This window comes from Bacillus cereus group sp. N12 (genome assembly GCF_016483575.1).
Classification (GTDB): domain Bacteria; phylum Bacillota; class Bacilli; order Bacillales; family Bacillaceae_G; genus Bacillus_A; species Bacillus_A toyonensis.
The window spans coordinates 31284-47452 of record NZ_JAEHBO010000002.1; the positions used below are offsets into that span (position 1 = coordinate 31284).

Below are 16169 nucleotides of genomic sequence, written 5' to 3' on the forward strand. Positions count from 1 at the left end.
GGGATGGTTAAAAGATGATATAACATACGAAAATGATAATCATAATGATTTGGAGAATAGCTTTCGCTACAGTACTGCTTAAAAAACCAACTACAGTAGCAACTCCTACTAGAAAGGCGTCTTTTGGCGTCTTTTTATGCATGAGCTCTGTGAAAAATACCGATAAGAACGGTATAATTATTAAACCAAAAGGTGGGAAGAAGAACGATCCAACAATGATAGAAATCATACCGACACGTTCGCCCCATTTTGAACTTCCATATTTTTTTAGGAAATATCCATTAGCAATAAAATCAGCGACGAAAATGAATAGGGTGAAAATGGCTTGAATGACCCAAAAAGTAATTGTTAGTTCCCCGCCATTTATACCAAAATGGTAAATCAAATATCCAGCCCATACAGCTAAGATACCTGGGATAATAGGGTAAATAAAGGCGAGAAATGAAATGATGAAACAGGCAATGATACAGATTGTTAAGAAAACAGTCACTTTATAACTCCTTTTTAATATCTAATTTATGTACAGCAATTTTTTTGATTTGATGTCCATCAAGTTCTAATGCTTTAAATTGAAACCCAGCATATTCAATAGAATAACCAGCTTCAATATTTAAGTCAACCGCTTGAGAGAGGAGCCAGCCTCCAATTGTATCTAAATCGCTATCATCAATATGTAGGCCAAACATATCATTTACTTCAGAAATGAGTACTTTTCCATCTAAAACAGTAAGCTTCGGGGTACGCTTTTCAATCATAGGTGATTCATCCGCGTCAAATTCATCTTGAATTTCTCCAATAATTTCTTCAAGAATATCTTCCATTGTTAAAAGCCCAGCAGTACCACCATATTCATCCATAATGATTGCCATCTGAACGCGATTCTTTTGAAGATGTACTAATGTTTTACGGATTGGAACAGTTTCAAATACAGTTAGTACGGGATGTATATAAGATTCAAGTGGTTTATAAATACCTTTCGTTTGATCATGAAATATTTCTTTCGTATTTATCATCCCGATGATGTCATCTTTATCTTTTTCAATTATAGGATAGCGTGTATATTTTTCAGTTGCGACGATATCCATATTTTCTTCTAAAGTATTTTCGGTAGATAAGCAAACCATTTCAGTACGAGGGACCATGATTTCTTTTGCAACCCGGTCATCAAATTCAAAAATATTATTTACATATTTATATTCGGTTTGGTTTATTTCTCCGCTTTTAAAACTCTCACCTAAAATGAGTCGTAATTCCTCTTCTGAATGAGCAAGTTCATTTTCTTTCGCTGGCTCTAAACCGAGTAGTTTTGTGAAAAATATAGCTGCACTATTGAGTAGCCAAATGAACGGATACATAATTTTATCAAATAAAATAAGTGGTTTGGCAAATTTGAGTGTGATTGCTTCTGCTTTTTGAATTGCGAAAGACTTTGGAACTAATTCACCTAATACAACGTGGAAAAATGTAATAACGCTAAAAGCAATAATAAAAGATAACGTGTTAGCCATTGTTCCAGTCATGTTGATTTTTTCAAAAAGCGGTCGTAATATATGTTCCACAGTCGGTTCACCAAGCCAACCAAGCCCTAAAGAAGTAATCGTAATCCCGAGCTGACAAGCAGATAAATAAACATCTAAATTAGATAGGACACTTCTTGCAGCTAAAGCTTGTTTATTACCTTCATTTGCAAGTTGGTCAATTCGGCTTTTTCGTACTTTTACAACAGCGAATTCTGATGCAACGAAAAAGCCCGAAATAAGAATAAGTACAAAGATGAGAAAAATATTTAATATGTCCAAGTGTGTTCTCTATTCCAAAGTTTGAAATAAAGATGTCACCTCCTGCAATTATGTTATACTTTTATAATAAATCCAAATGAAAAGAATAGTCAAAGGAAAAGGGTAAATATTGGCATGTTTATAGTGTAGTTTTAGAGTTTGTTGTTATTTTGTCCTCGATACAAAAGGAATAACCCTCTACTTTCAGAATATAGAGGGCTATGTAACTTTACGGTTTTGGGATACTTCGTGTTATAGTGTATGTTTGTTGTTTAGAGTAGTTTGTTGTCCAAAGTGCTTGGAGAAAAGATAAGACGCTGTATGGGATATACAATAGTAGTAAACCGATTGTGACAATTACAGGTGCAGTACCACCAAATTGAACGATAAATTGTAATAATCCGCTCGAGTGAAAAGTACATTCCATAATTAAAAAGGAAAAAATAATAGAACTTAAAATAGATTTATGATTCGAAGTAAGTGCTAAAAATAATGTATCAACAAGGAAAGCAGAATTTTTCATTTCATATTCACTTGTGTTATACAGGAAAGGGAGCCATTTCTTTATTGCTTGCATAACGATAATCATAGAGGTACTACATACGATGATCAAAGATGAGAAATAAGAAAACTTTATAAAGTTTGCAATATAGAGAAGAAGTAGTAAGATAGAACATTGTAAAAATACAGTGCAAAAAGAGTACGGTATCCAGTGTAGGAAAGTAGTGATCTTTTTAATTGAATTTGGTGCTTTTAAAAATAGATGACCGATTCCTAAACTTATAAAGAAGCCAATTGCAAGAGTGAAAGTGAAACGAACAATTGATAAAAAATATATTTCCCATATGTAAGGGAATAGTGGTGTTGAATGAGTAGAAGTATGTATCATCTGATTTGCTGAGAAAAAAATAGATTCATGCATCCAATCAATTTTTGGAATTGATATAGAAGAAAGTTGATCGAAGTTTTGGAAAATACTTATTAAGCCATTTTGATAAGAATAATTATGTGTAATAAAAAGAGCTGGGATAGGACTTATGAGAAAAATAACAATGACACCAATTATAAATTTGCATATATGCGAGCGTAACAAAGACATATAACCACCTACTCTTTGAATATTCAGAAAATTCTTATTCTTATTTTAGCGTTTTTCTAATAAAGTTACAATATCTTTTTCATTAAGTCATTCAGAGAGAGGCTTTCCTAGTGAAGATATGCAAGTGAAGGATTCATGAATAAATTATGACAAGAAAATGAATAATTTTCAGAAAAATAAAATAAATTATTTATTTTTTTCTGAATATATAATATAGTTATGGCACAGAAAGTATTTTAACATAAGGAGGCTTTTTATGAGGATTAAAGGGAATTACGTGCCGAAAAGGGAAGTTTTACTGTGCTCAAGTTCGATTACGATAGGAGAAGCATTGGAGCATTTAAATAAAACAGGGTATCGTTGTGTACCAGTTTTAGATGAAAAAAAAGAGAAATTTTTAGGGAATATATATAAAGTAGATATTTTAGAATATAAAGGATCACTTGACGAAAGTGTAATACAATTATTGAACGATAAAGAAGGATTTGTGAGAGAAGATTCATCTTTCTTTAAAGTATTTTTTACAATAAAAAAATTACCTTATTTATCAGTAGTTGACGAAAAAGGAATTTTCCTTGGAATTTTAACGCATAAAAAAGTTTTTGAGTTATTAGAAGATGCATGGGGCGTTCATTCTAGTAAATATTCTGTCATGATTGGAACGCAAGACTATAATGGAGCGATCCAAAAGTTATCGACAGTTTTGAAGAAATACACTGGTATTCAAAGTTTAATGACTTTTGATAATGATGCTCTATTAGTTCGTAGAATTATGTTTACATTAGGAGAAGAGTTTGAAGATGGTGAATTAGAAACACTTCAAAAAGATTTAGAAGATCATGGATTTAGAGTTGTGTATGTAGAAGAGATGAATAATCCACGTGAAGTAGAAACGATAGAGTAACATGCAAAAGCCATCTAACATATGTTAGATGGCTTTTGGAATTATTTTAAAATAATAATATAGAATGAGTCTAGTGCTCGAATAACATTTGTGTGAAAGAATATAAAATGTAGATAATTTTGATTTTCAAAAAAATCAATTTGAAAATATGTTTTTATTTTTCAACTAAATATGTTACTATATGTGTGATAAAAACAAAGAGGTCTGACAACTATACTCCACGTAATAACACTCTAATGATTTAAATATTCAAAAAAATCAAAAATCAAAAACAAAAAATAATGACGAGATTAATAATTAGAGTAATAATAAGGGGAATGGAGAAATTATGGAGAAAGACACTGCTTTGTAAGGGGCATATTTTATCATCTTGAGCAGAGAGGAGGATGCATAGCATATTGTGAAAATAAAGATAAACAATGAAAAAGTGCTATGCAAATGAAGAGTATGAAGGGACGATTGAGGCCAGGTGATACGGTAGCAATTGGTTTAATGCTATTTGCATTATTTTTAGGAGCAGGAAATTTAATTTTCCCGCCAGTTTTAGGTCAACAAGCAGGAGAGAATGTTTGGATTGCTACGATAGGATTCCTTGTAACGGGAGTCGGATTACCCCTATTAGCTGTAACAGCTGTCGCGTTTGTAGAGGGGGACTTGAAAGCGCTATCTTCTAGAGTTCACCCTATATTTGCGTTTATTTTCCCATTGGTTAGTTATTTAGCAATTGGACCATTTTTCGCAATCCCGCGTACGGGAGCCGTTTCGTTTGAAATGGGTATGAAGCCGTTTTTATCAGATGCAATGGTTTCAGAGTGGTACATGCTATTTCTTTTCACTATATTTTTCTTCGGAATAACGTGGTATTTATCATTAAATCCATCTAAATTAGTCGATTGGTTTGGAAAATTTCTTACACCATTATTAGTATTAATTGTTGCTGTTATTGTCGGGAAAGCAATTATTGATCCAATTGGAGAACCGGCTGCACCTTTAGCTGCTTATAAAGAGAATGCTTTCTTTGGTGGATTTATTCAAGGATATTTAACGATGGATGCGATTAGTGCACTTGTGTTTGGGATTGTTGTAGTACAAGTTATTCGCTCAAAAGGGATAAAAGAGAGCGGACAAATCGCAAAAATAACAGTTGTATCAGGGATTATTGCTGTATTAGGCTTAACGTTAATATATTTATCACTTGCATATCTCGGATCTACAAGTACATCACTTGGTGTGTCGGAGAACGGTGGTCTTATTTTGACGAATGTTGTAAATGAGTTGTATGGAACAAGTGGCAAAATTTTATTAGGACTTGTAATTATACTCGCTTGTTTAACAACTTCTGTTGGATTAACATCTGCGTGTGCTGGCTTCTTCACAAACTTATTCCCAAGACTTTCGCATAAAACGATTGTAACTATGGTATGTGTATTTAGTTTAATTGTATCTAACCTAGGGTTAACACAATTAATCACAGTAACATTACCAGTGTTAATGATCATTTATCCAGTTGCAATTGTATTAATCGTTCTTTCATATTTCCATAAATGGATAGGGAAGCGTAATACAATTTACATTGGGGCGATTTTAGGTGCGTTGTTAATTAGTTTCTTTAACGGTTTAGAAAGTGCGAACATTAAAATTGATGCGATTTCTAATGTACTTCAAATGTTACCATTATATAAAGAAGGAATAGGATGGTTAATCCCATCATGTATTGGCGGAATTCTTGGTTTCTTCTTCTATAAATCAAATGAATCAAGTGAATTACAAAAGAAAGGTGCTTAGGCGCCTTTCTTTTTTTAAAGGGGATTTTTGTATTTTGTCTAAGTAATAATTGGGAGGAATGATAAAATGGCTAATTTTGAAGATTTTTTAACTTTTGATGTAAGAATTGGAACAGTAACACAGGCAGAGGAATTTAAAGAAGCGAGAGTACCAGCGATTAAACTAGAAATTGATTTTGGGGAGCTTGGGGTCAAGCAGTCAAGTGCTCAAATTACGAAGAGATATAATCCAGAAGACTTAATTGGTCAGCAAATTGTTGCTGTTGTAAATTTTCCGCCAAAGCGTGTAGCTGGATTTAAATCGGAAGTGCTTGTATTAGGAGGAGTTCCTGAAGCTGGTGATGTTGTGTTGCTTCAGCCTAATATGGAACTGCCAAATGGAACGAAAATTAGTTAGTGTGAGGGTAGGGGACAATATGGATATCGGACGAGAATATTTACAATGTGTCATTTCTAATTTCAAAACAACAAAACAGCAAGGAGAACGGGCACTTTCTCAATTATCATACGAACAAATACAATGGTCTTCTCATGAAGAAACAAATAGCATAGCGATTATAATGAAACATTTGCACGGTAATATGCGTTCCAGATGGACGGATTTTTTAGCATCTGATGGTGAAAAAGTTGATCGTGACCGAGATGGTGAATTTGAAGGAGGCTATTCTTCAAAGGAAGAAGCCCTTGCAGCGTGGCAAGAAGGATGGGAATACGTTTTTAATACGATGAATACTATAATGCCGGAAGATCTATTGAAGACGGTATACATTCGTGGTGAAGCACATACGGTCCTGCAAGCAATTGAAAGGCAAATTTCTCATTATGCTTTGCATATTGGACAGATTATTTACATCGGTAAAATGTTAAAAGAAAATGAGTGGGAATGTTTAAGTATTCCGAGAGGACAGTCCACTCGTTATGTAGAGAAAAAACGTTCAACATAATAATATGAAAGAAATCGATATAAAATAGGAAGCAAAAAAATAAGCCAAATGATAGACGGCTCCGTAAGCATAAGAATGCTACCAACAATAAGGCCGTATATAATTAGAAAGAAACAAAAAAGTGTATTCATAGGGATAAAACGTGGGATGAAAAGTTGTTGCTGCTTAAAACAACTGTTGTGAAATAAATAAAAATGGAAGTACCGTGTAGTGGTAATAAGGTCTTTCTTTCGTGTAATTCTTTTTCTACATGTATGACAAATGAACGGTGGCTGCATTTCGTTACGCTCCATTTTTTATTTTCATAATAATGTGAGACAAAAGTAGGTACAAAGTGTATGTTCCTATATACGCTCCTGCAATAAGGAAAAATGGATTCAGTAAAATTCCATGAATGCTCGTCATGAAAACTAAATCTTGTATTAAAACATCGTATATATTAATGGAAATAATTGTACCGAGTACATACAGTGCTAAATACGCAGAAATATGTAACACAATAGAGACTTTTGGATGTTTAGCGGACAAATAAAAAATGAATGATAGAGCGATTGGTAATATTCCTATTAATAGCTTCAATTCATTTCACCTCATTAACAATATAGCCGGAATTTAAACGGTCTATTCTCTAGAGCTTGTACATAACTTGAAATAGAGAGGGTGATAGTATGAATCGAGGCTTTTTTTATGTGAAGTTTACAAGTGTACGTAAGTTAGTTTTATTTATTATTACTACGGTACTAGCGACTTTTTTTCTTATTAGTATGATGGTAACCTCTATGAAAGAGACAAAGTCAACGTATTTATATAATTGGTTAAATGAGTTATCGATGAATGGCTACATGTATGTTCTTGGAAAAGAAAATCATTATTTTACACAAGAGTATCGAAATTTGAATCAAGATTTTTCAATCTCTTCGTTTCTCTTTTCTATGGCTACGAATATTCGTTTTAACGATGTACGTAGTTTTGTCGGAAAAGAGCTTCCTGGCTTTGGTAAGTACGATACAGAAATCGTTATCGCAGGTGAGGGAACAAATTATTCTAACTTACCGATAGAGTCGAGTGTTCCTCTTGAAGAAGTAGTGAAAGAACGGACTGGAGAAGGTGGACAAGCGCCAAAGCCTGATACGAATAAAGAGAAAAAACAACCAGCTCAAACAACTGGAAAAAGACAAGTTGCATTTATATATCATTCGCATAGCTGGGAATCTTATTTGCCGTTACTGAACTTAACGAATGATCCAAACCCGAATAAAGCGACAAGTTCTGTAACGAATATTTCCATAGTCGGCGACCGATTTCGTGAACAATTAGAAAGCGAAGGAATCGGATCTACTAACGATAAGACTGACGTTGGTCAAAGGTTAATTAGTAAAGGGTTAAATAGTAATAGTTCTTACAAAATGTCACGGGAAATTGTACAAGAAGCGATGGCTGGTAATAAAGAATTACAATACTTCTTCGATTTACACCGTGATAGTGCACGGAAAAATGTAACAACAAAAACAATTGGAGATAAATCGTATGCTAAGCTTGCTTTTGTAATTGGGAAAGGTAACAAAAACTATGAAAAAAACTTACAATTAGCAACTGCGTTACACGAGACGATTAGTAAGAAATATCCGGGAATGAGCCGTGGTGTAATTCAAAAAGGATTCCAAACAGGGAATGGAGTTTACAATCAAGACCTATCAGGACAAGCGATATTAATTGAAGTTGGCGGGGTAGATAATACAGAGGAAGAACTAAATCGATCAATTGATGCACTTGCTAAGGCATTTGGTGAATATTTTTGGCAAGCGGAAAAAGTGAATGGATAAAGTGAAATTTGAATGAGTGGTGGGCATTGCCAATGGTTATCAGCCTACATCAATTAGGGGAAAACGTAAGTGTAAAGCTTACGTTTTTTGTTTGTCATGAAACGAGGATGATAAGATGTCACATTATAGACATAATTTATAATTGCTATAGTAATATCGAAATTTGTCTATTTATAATAGGGGAATTAGAAAGGGATTTTCGCAATAATGGAGAAAATCTTTTTACAAGGAAAATTTTTCACAATGAAATAGGTAGGGTGATTTAAGTGATTAGGGAGATCAAAGTAGAAGATGCAGCCCCATTTTTGCAATTAAGTAAGCAATTAGATGAAGAAACGAAATTTATGTTATACGAGCCAGGAGAAAGAAAAACTACAGTTGAGCAACAAGAGCAAATGATTCATCGATTTATACAGAATGAAAAAGCAACAATATTTGTAGCGATTGAAGAAGAGAAAATAGTAGGATTTATTTTAGTGAATGGAAATAACATACAAAGAAAGAGACATGTTGCAGCCATTGTAATTGGTATATTGCAAGAGTGTAGTGGGCGTGGTATTGGAACGAGCTTGTTTAAAGAGGTTGAGAAGTGGGCAAGATTACATGATGTATGGCGTTTAGAATTAACGGTAATGGCCCACAATACAAGAGCTCAGGCACTATATAGAAAAGAAGGCTTTGAGAAAGAGGGTGTCAAAAAAGCTGCTCTTATTATCGATGGACAAAACATTGATGAGTATGAAATGGCCAAATTATTAAAATAAGAGGTCGTTATATGAAAAAAAGATGGACACTACTTGGTATCGTAGCGGCGATACTCATTGTTGGAGTAGCAGGAATCAATTATAAAATGTATAAGGATAAGCAGGCACAGGAAGTGAATGTAAATAACATATTTCCGAAAGCGAAAGAAACGATTGCGAATATGGATGGGGATATTGCGGTAATTAGTAATCCAAATTCGACGCTTGTACTTGTGAATAAAAGTAGGCGTTTACCAGATGGGTATAGACCGCCAGATTTAGTTATTCCGAAAGTACGTTACTCTAGTGAAGGTGATCAAGAAAAGAAAAAAATGAGGAAAGAGGCAGCTAGTGCGCTTGAGGACATGTTTCAACAAGCTGATAAAGAGCGTATTTTCCTTTTTGCAGTCTCTGGATTTAGATCTTTTGATCGACAAAAGGCATTAAATACGATGTATAAAAAACAAGATGGAGAAGCGAAAACTGCGATGTCTAGCGCGATTCCTGGTACGAGTGAACATCAAACTGGACTAGCTATGGATATTACATCGCAATCTGCTAAATTTCAGTTAGAGACAGTTTTTGGGGAGACGAAAGAGGGGCAGTGGCTTTCTGAAAATGCCCATAAATTTGGTTTTGTGATTCGATATACAAAAGAAAAAGAATCAATTACGGGCTATCGGTTTGAACCATGGCACGTAAGGTATGTGGGAAATCCACAAGCTACATATTTATATGAAAATCAACTGACGCTTGAAGAAGTAACAGAGTGAACAATTGAGGGGAGAGAAATATAATGACGATGTTATATAAGAAAAAAGTACATGCATATATTACAAGAGAAAAAGAAGGGATGAAGCAATTACTTGTTTTTAAACATCGTGATATACCTGAAGCTGGTATCCAAGTGCCAGGGGGAACAGTTGATGAAGGAGAAACGTTAGAAGCAGCAGTTTTACGTGAAGTACAAGAAGAATCTGGATTACGTCATTTATGTATAGAGCGTTTCCTAGCAGATTACATCATACACGTGAAGGAAAAACAGGAATATCAAAAACGCCACTTTTTCCACGTAACATTACTAACGAATGTAAAAGATACTTGGGAACATATAGTAAGTGCCGGTGAGGAAGATGAAGGTTTAGTATTTTGCTACGAATGGATTGATATTGCAAAATGCCCTGAATTAGCAGGAAAACAGGGAGAGTTTTTACATTTGTTAGATGTGGTATATGCACAGTAATAAAAAGAGTTTGAAGCGAAGGATGAATCGTTTCAGACTCTTTTTATTTTTCGGGAAATTAAAGGTGTATTAAAAAGTAAGTTGAAACTTTTTAAAGGGATATTAATTTGGAATAGGCTGAGGTGAAAAAATGAAAAAGTAAGAAGTATTCGTAAAAACTAAAAGGGATATAAAGGAGAATATAAATGGAAATTCAGTTTAATCCAGTATTAAAAAAAGAATTAACAATTCATGATATACAGACCGCAATGGAAGAAGGGACGTTATCTTCCAAAGAATTAGTTATATATTATCTTTATAGAATTGCACAATATGATCAAGGTGGACCGAAAATTAATTCTATTTTAGAAATAAACCCGGATGCTATTTTTATTGCAGAAGCGTTAGATTATGAAAGGAAGATAAAAGGTGTAAGGGGACCATTGCATGGTATACCTGTTTTGCTAAAGGACAATATTGAAACGAATGATTCCATGCATACAAGTGCAGGTACGATTGCCCTAGAACAAAATATAAGTAGCGAAGATGCATTTCTCGTTACAAAACTGCGAGAGGAAGGAGCGGTGATAATAGGTAAAACGAATATGACAGAGTTAGCAAATGCAATGTCTTTTGAAATGTGGGCTGGATATAGTGCAAGAGGTGGTCAAACAATCAATCCATATGGAACGGGCACGGATGATATGTTTGTTGGTGGCTCTAGTACAGGGGCCGCAATAGCAGTTGCCGCTAATTTTACAGTATTATCTGTTGGGACAGAAACGGATGCCTCTATTTTGAGTCCAGCTGTTCAAAGCTCTGTAGTAGGCATTAAACCAACTGTCGGTCTAATTAGTCGTAGAGGAATTATTCCGTTCACTTATTCACAAGATACAGCGGGACCATTTGCTAGAACAGTAACAGATGCCGCTATTTTACTAGGGAGTTTAACTGGAGTGGATGAGAAAGATGTAGCTACTCATAAAAGTGAAGGTATGGCATATGAAGATTATACATCTTATCTTGATGTTAATGGTTTAAAGGGAGCGAAGATTGGTGTTTATAGTAATGCTCCAAAAGATTATTACGAAAATGGTGAGTATGATGAAAATTTGTTTGAGGACACGATCCAAGTATTACGTAGTGAGGGAGCGACAGTAGTAGAAAATATTGATATTCCTTCCTTTCATAGAGAATGGAGCTGGGGAGTTCCGCTTTATGAGCTGAAGCATAGTTTAGATAACTATCTTTCAAAATTACCTTCTACTATTCCCGTACATTCTATTTCAGAATTAATGGCGTTTAATAAAAACATAGCAGAAAGAGCTTTAAAATATGGACAAACTAAGTTGGAGGGAAGAAAAGATTATCCTAATACGTTAAGAAATCCAGAATATTTACATGCAAGATTAGAAGATATATATTTTTCGCAAAAACAAGGTATTGATTTTGCATTGGAAAAATATAATCTTGATGCGATACTATTTCCGTCTTATATAGGCTCTACTATATGTGCGAAAGCAGGTTATCCGTCTATAGCAATACCAGCAGGGTATATGGAAAACGGGAGACCTTTTGGAATTACGATTGCAAGTACTGCTTTTCGTGAAGGAATATTAATTAAACTAGCGTACGCTTTTGAACAAGCGACAAAGCATAGAGAAATTCCCAACTTGTCATGAATAGAATGTACAAAAGGACAGGAATTTCCTGTCCTTTTTGATTTATTGATTAAAGTGAAATATCTTTCTGCTCTGTCTTATGATATTTTAATAGGCTAAAAGATAAACAGGCAGAACATAAAATAAGAAAAGAAGCAATCATATAAATCGTACGAACACCGAACATATCAGTAATAATGCCAACGCTAAGCATAGAAAGACCAGAAGCTGTTGAAAGAAGGGCGCCGTGTGCTGTATACATTTTCGATAATAGAGAAGGGGCGACACTAGATTGTAAAACCGTCGTTTGAGAAATATCTCTAATTTGATAACATGGTCCCATTAGAACACATAGGAAAAGCGCAATAAATCCACTGCTTGTTATACCATATAAAAATGTAAGAATACTAAATATAAGTGATCCTATCGCCATGGAGCGTATTAAATTTTTTTGAATATATGTACTTATTTTCCACGCTAATAGACCACCAATTAACGTGCCCACATAATAACTTGTGTTAATATATCCCCACCATTCTTCTCCTTTATGCAGAACAGTCGTTACATATGCCATCGTAATAGCGCCAATCCATATCGTCCCTGCGAAAGTTTCAATTAAGTCCATTAATGTAACTGTGCGCAAAGAAGGATGATGAAATAATAGTTTCCAGCCTTCAAATAAAGCTGTGTTTTTTGAAGAAGAAGGCTCTGTTACTCGTTCGGTATGGATGGAATGTAATGAAATATGCAATGCAATACATCCGAAAATCATTAAAATAATAGTAATCATGAATGTAGAAGTAGCGCCAATGAGCAGAACGATAATACTTGTAAATGAATAAGCTGCCGCTTGTACAATTTGTGATGAAAAGGAAAAGATACTATTTACTTTTACTAATCTTTCTTTTGGTGTTAGGCGTGGAACAATACTGTATAGTAATGGAGCACTCCACCCACTACATAAAGAAATGAAAAAAATGAAAGTTAATAGAGTTACAATGTTTTTGGAAAGGACCGGAAATAATAGCGTTAATAACATGAATAGGGCAGTTTTTGTCCATTGTAATATAAAAAGTACTGAATAAGATGAAAAACGATTCATTATAAGTGGTGCAGATATGTTTGCGATCAAATTTGTGATAACTTGTAATAATGGAAAAAGGGCAGTAATAGTAGCTGATTTAGTTGATATATAGATATGAGTTGTAATAATCATTATGTAAACGATGTCAGCAAGAGTAATACAGATTTTTGATCCTAAATAGTATGATATTGAATGATTCCACATTAAGGATATCACCTTCCAAAAAAATACAAATTCGAGTTAGAATTATTATAAACTGAAAAAAATAATTTTAAAAGAATTAAATTTTTTGTCATTTTTTGAAAGGAATTTTCATGTATAATGAAGAATATATTGATATAGTATTTTATTAATACTTATTGTAACAGCGAATATGTACGATAGCTTGCAGTAAACGCCCAAGTATGAGAAAGGGTGGATAAACCATTCTTTTCTTCATATACATATAGAAAATGAGAAAGAAAGTGAGGGTTGCATATGGCTGGTTGGGTGATTTGGTTTATTATAGCGGGTATTTTATTTATCGCGGAAATGTTGTCGATAACGTTTTATATGCTTTGGCTTGGAATTGGAGCTGTTGTCGGAGGTCTTATTGCTTTATTTGCTCCGGATGCACTATTGTTACAAGTTACTGTTGGTGCGATTGTAAGTTTAACATTGACATTCTTTACGAAAAGAATTTCAAAAAACTTTCGAGAAGCAAAAGGTTTTACGGATACAGTAGATATGCTTGTCGGTAAAAAAGGAATTGTTGTGCAAGCGATTACAAATGAAACGAACGGTATTGTGAAGGTGGATGGAGATACTTGGACAGCTATTGCAGATGTTCCGATTGACACTGGAGAAAAAGTCGTTGTTATAAAGAGGCATAGTACTATATTACAAGTAAAAAAGGAGAGTGAATAAATATGATAGCATTAACGTTAACAATTGTATTCGCGCTAATTGTAGTTACATTTATCGCATTAACAATTAAAATTATTCCTCAGCAAAAAGTTGGGGTTGTTGAAAGATTTGGTAAGTTTCAGCGTATTATGCACCCAGGATTAAATATATTAATCCCAATTGTAGATCGCGTTCGTGTATATCACGACTTACGTATTCAACAAACGAATGTACCACCACAAAAGGTAATTACGAAAGATAACGTACAAGTAGAAATTGATACAATTATTTTCTATCAAATTGTCGAACCTGAACTTGCGACATATGGTATCTCAAACTATGAATATGGTGTTCGTAACATTACTTCTGCAACGATGCGTCAAATTATCGGTAAAATGGAACTTGATGAAACGTTATCTGGTCGTGAAAAAATTTCAACAGAAATTCGCTTAGCGCTTGATGAAGCAACAGAAAAATGGGGCGTTCGTATTGAGCGTGTTGAAGTAGTAGACATTAACCCGCCAAAAGATGTGCAAGCATCGATGGAAAAACAAATGAAAGCAGAACGTAATAAACGTGCGATTATTTTAGAAGCTGAAGCAGCAAAACAAGATAAAGTTCTTCGTGCGGAAGGGGAAAAACAAAGTAAAATCTTGATGGCCGAAGGGGATAAAGAAGCACGTATTCGAGAAGCTGAAGGTTTAAAAGAAGCCAAAGAATTAGAAGCGCAAGGGGAAGCAAGAGCAATTGAAGAAATCGCAAAAGCAGAACAAAACCGAATTGAATTACTTCGTGCAGCAGATTTAGATGAACGCGTACTTGCTTATAAATCATTTGAATCATTGATTGAGGTTGCAAAAGGACCAGCAAATAAAGTCTTTATTCCATCTAATGCAATTGAAACACTTGGTACTCTTGGGGCAATCGGAGAAATCTTTAAAGAAAAACAGGCGAAGAAATTGCCTTCAAATGATACAGGTAAAGAACAATAAGAGTGAGGAAGAGGAATGGGATGCCATTTCTCTTTTTTGTGCGTATATTACGAAAGGCTTGTACATATCCATGTATAAAGAAGGTGATACAGTGAAAAAGTATGCAACTCGTATACATGGGAAAAAACTAATCTCGTTACTTTTTTTATATGCGCTAATAGTAATAATTATCGCGTCAATTTTGACGTCGCTTTTACATACAATGAAATCAAGTTATGCGAATCAATGGTTTGGAAAAGTGTCTATGCAAGGTTTTGTTCAAATGATAGAAAGTGAGAATCACTATTATGGATTTGATTATTTTAAGCAGAATAAACGGGAGTCTGTTGGGAATTTGATGTTCTCTATTGCGACAGATTTGAAAATTAAAGATTTAAGAACATTTGTCGGTAAAGAAGTACCTGGTATGTCAAAGTATTACTCTAACATTATCGTAGCTGGGGAAGGGACAAACTTTACGAATATCCCGAATGAATCTAGTGTACCGATTGAAGAAGTAACGAAAGAGCGAGAGGTAGCAAAAGATAAAGTTACAGAAGCAGAAAAGAATAATCCGGTGCAGAAAAAGAACGGAACGAAAAAAGGTGAAAATGCAGTATACATTTACCATACACATAGTTGGGAATCCTTCTTTCCTTTATTACCAGGAGCTACCGATCCATCGAGTCCAGATGTAAATGTGTCCTTATTAGGAAAACGTATGAAGGAGCAACTTGAAGAGCAAGGAATTCCAGTAGTTCATGATAAAACGAATATGGGTGATTTACTGGCAAGTAAAAAATGGAAATGGTATCAATCGTATACAGCATCTCATGGATATGTAAAGGAAGCATTAGCACAAAATAATAAAATTACTTTTCCAATTGATATACACCGTGATGATCAGCGCAAGAAAGTAACTACAAAAGTAATTAACGGGAAATCGTATGCAAGATTATATTTTATAATTGGGATGGAAAATGAAGGACGTACTGAAAACGAAAAAATTGCAAGAGCAATCAATAGTTATTTAGATGAAAACTATTACGGATTAAGTAGAGGGATTTTTCCGAAGTATAAAAAAGATGGAAACGGCGTTTATAACCAAGATTTATCTAAAAACGCGATGTTAATTGAAGTTGGTGGTGTGGATAATACGTTAGATGAATTATATAACACAATTGATGTATTAACGGAAGCACTTAGTAAGTATTATTGGAATGATGCGGAGAAGGTAAATGGGTGAGGGACGGGAGACCGTTCCTTTTTTA

Annotated in this window: 18 protein-coding genes; 12 read left to right on the forward strand and 6 right to left on the reverse strand. The window is 34.2% G+C overall.

Annotated elements, in window-relative coordinates; genetic code table 11:
* Positions 1-7: 7 nt before the first annotated feature.
* The 3 genes from JDS92_RS01220 to JDS92_RS01230 form a co-directional block, all read right to left on the reverse strand.
* Positions 8-490: a DUF456 domain-containing protein gene (locus JDS92_RS01220; RefSeq protein WP_000215663.1), complete on the reverse strand. Its 483-nt coding sequence runs from the start codon at positions 488-490 to the stop codon at positions 8-10.
* Between the two features lies 1 nt (position 491).
* Positions 492-1799, reverse strand: coding sequence for a hemolysin family protein (locus JDS92_RS01225; protein WP_000353739.1), 1308 nt, complete (start codon positions 1797-1799; stop codon positions 492-494).
* Positions 1800-2007: 208 nt separating this feature from the next.
* On the reverse strand, positions 2008-2877 hold the full coding sequence (locus JDS92_RS01230; protein WP_199631382.1) for a hypothetical protein: 870 nt from the start codon (positions 2875-2877) through the stop codon (positions 2008-2010).
* A 256-nt stretch (positions 2878-3133) separates the two neighbouring features.
* Between JDS92_RS01230 and cbpA the strand changes: the two genes are divergently transcribed.
* The 4 genes from cbpA (at position 3134) to JDS92_RS01250 (ending at position 6509) form a co-directional block, all read left to right on the forward strand.
* Positions 3134-3781, forward strand: a complete 648-nt coding sequence (gene cbpA, locus JDS92_RS01235; RefSeq protein WP_001220521.1) for a cyclic di-AMP binding protein CbpA — start codon at positions 3134-3136, stop codon at positions 3779-3781.
* Positions 3782-4228: 447 nt separating this feature from the next.
* Positions 4229-5566: a branched-chain amino acid transport system II carrier protein BrnQ4 gene (gene brnQ4, locus JDS92_RS01240; protein WP_395935011.1), complete on the forward strand. Its 1338-nt coding sequence runs from the start codon at positions 4229-4231 to the stop codon at positions 5564-5566.
* A gap of 66 nt (positions 5567-5632) precedes the next feature.
* Positions 5633-5962: a chaperone CsaA gene (gene csaA / locus JDS92_RS01245; protein ID WP_001263027.1), complete on the forward strand. Its 330-nt coding sequence runs from the start codon at positions 5633-5635 to the stop codon at positions 5960-5962.
* Positions 5943-6509 carry a DUF1572 domain-containing protein gene (locus JDS92_RS01250; RefSeq protein ID WP_199631383.1) on the forward strand — a complete coding sequence of 189 codons (567 nt, stop codon included), beginning with the start codon at positions 5943-5945 and terminating at the stop codon, positions 6507-6509. The genes csaA and JDS92_RS01250 overlap by 20 nt, the downstream gene beginning before the upstream one ends.
* Here the strand turns inward: JDS92_RS01250 and JDS92_RS01255 are convergent.
* Together JDS92_RS01255 and JDS92_RS01260 are read right to left on the reverse strand one after the other, a co-directional pair.
* A complete protein-coding gene (locus JDS92_RS01255) occupies positions 6482-6787 on the reverse strand; it encodes a hypothetical protein (RefSeq protein ID WP_044810160.1) in 306 nt (101 codons plus the stop codon). The genes JDS92_RS01250 and JDS92_RS01255 overlap by 28 nt on opposite strands.
* 4 nt (positions 6788-6791) lie before the next feature.
* The gene (locus tag JDS92_RS01260; protein ID WP_000770731.1) at positions 6792-7088 is read right to left on the reverse strand and encodes a hypothetical protein; all 297 of its coding nucleotides are present in this window, start codon (positions 7086-7088) and stop codon (positions 6792-6794) included.
* 89 nt (positions 7089-7177) lie between these two features.
* Here JDS92_RS01260 and spoIIP (JDS92_RS01265) point away from each other — a divergent pair, with 89 nt between their 5' ends.
* The 5 genes from spoIIP (JDS92_RS01265) (at position 7178) to JDS92_RS01285 (ending at position 11979) form a co-directional block, all read left to right on the forward strand.
* Positions 7178-8332, forward strand: a complete 1155-nt coding sequence (gene spoIIP / locus JDS92_RS01265; protein ID WP_001079305.1) for a stage II sporulation protein SpoIIP — start codon at positions 7178-7180, stop codon at positions 8330-8332.
* 266 nt (positions 8333-8598) lie between these two features.
* On the forward strand, positions 8599-9096 hold the full coding sequence (locus tag JDS92_RS01270) for a GNAT family N-acetyltransferase (protein WP_199631384.1): 498 nt from the start codon (positions 8599-8601) through the stop codon (positions 9094-9096).
* 11 nt (positions 9097-9107) lie between these two features.
* Positions 9108-9848, forward strand: a complete 741-nt coding sequence (locus JDS92_RS01275) for a M15 family metallopeptidase (RefSeq protein WP_016091007.1) — start codon at positions 9108-9110, stop codon at positions 9846-9848.
* 23 nt (positions 9849-9871) lie between these two features.
* Positions 9872-10318 (forward strand): NUDIX hydrolase, encoded by a 447-nt coding sequence (locus tag JDS92_RS01280; RefSeq protein WP_097854932.1) that lies wholly within the window; start codon positions 9872-9874, stop codon positions 10316-10318.
* A 185-nt stretch (positions 10319-10503) separates the two neighbouring features.
* Positions 10504-11979: an amidase family protein gene (locus JDS92_RS01285; protein ID WP_199631385.1), complete on the forward strand. Its 1476-nt coding sequence runs from the start codon at positions 10504-10506 to the stop codon at positions 11977-11979.
* A 49-nt stretch (positions 11980-12028) separates the two neighbouring features.
* Here JDS92_RS01285 and JDS92_RS01290 read toward each other — a convergent pair whose 3' ends face one another.
* Positions 12029-13246: an MFS transporter gene (locus JDS92_RS01290; RefSeq protein WP_199631386.1), complete on the reverse strand. Its 1218-nt coding sequence runs from the start codon at positions 13244-13246 to the stop codon at positions 12029-12031.
* A 273-nt stretch (positions 13247-13519) separates the two neighbouring features.
* Between JDS92_RS01290 and JDS92_RS01295 the strand changes: the two genes are divergently transcribed.
* From JDS92_RS01295 to spoIIP (JDS92_RS01305), 3 genes are read left to right on the forward strand one after another with little or no spacing between them, the layout of a single operon-like run.
* A complete protein-coding gene (locus JDS92_RS01295; RefSeq protein ID WP_000929499.1) occupies positions 13520-13948 on the forward strand; it encodes an NfeD family protein in 429 nt (142 codons plus the stop codon).
* A gap of 2 nt (positions 13949-13950) precedes the next feature.
* Positions 13951-14919 carry an SPFH domain-containing protein gene (locus JDS92_RS01300; RefSeq protein WP_199631387.1) on the forward strand — a complete coding sequence of 323 codons (969 nt, stop codon included), beginning with the start codon at positions 13951-13953 and terminating at the stop codon, positions 14917-14919.
* Entirely contained in the window at positions 14897-16144 is a 1248-nt protein-coding gene (gene spoIIP / locus JDS92_RS01305) for a stage II sporulation protein P (RefSeq protein ID WP_306472800.1), read from the forward strand. Before JDS92_RS01300 ends, spoIIP (JDS92_RS01305) begins: the two co-directional genes overlap by 23 nt.
* Positions 16145-16169: the final 25 nt, after the last annotated feature.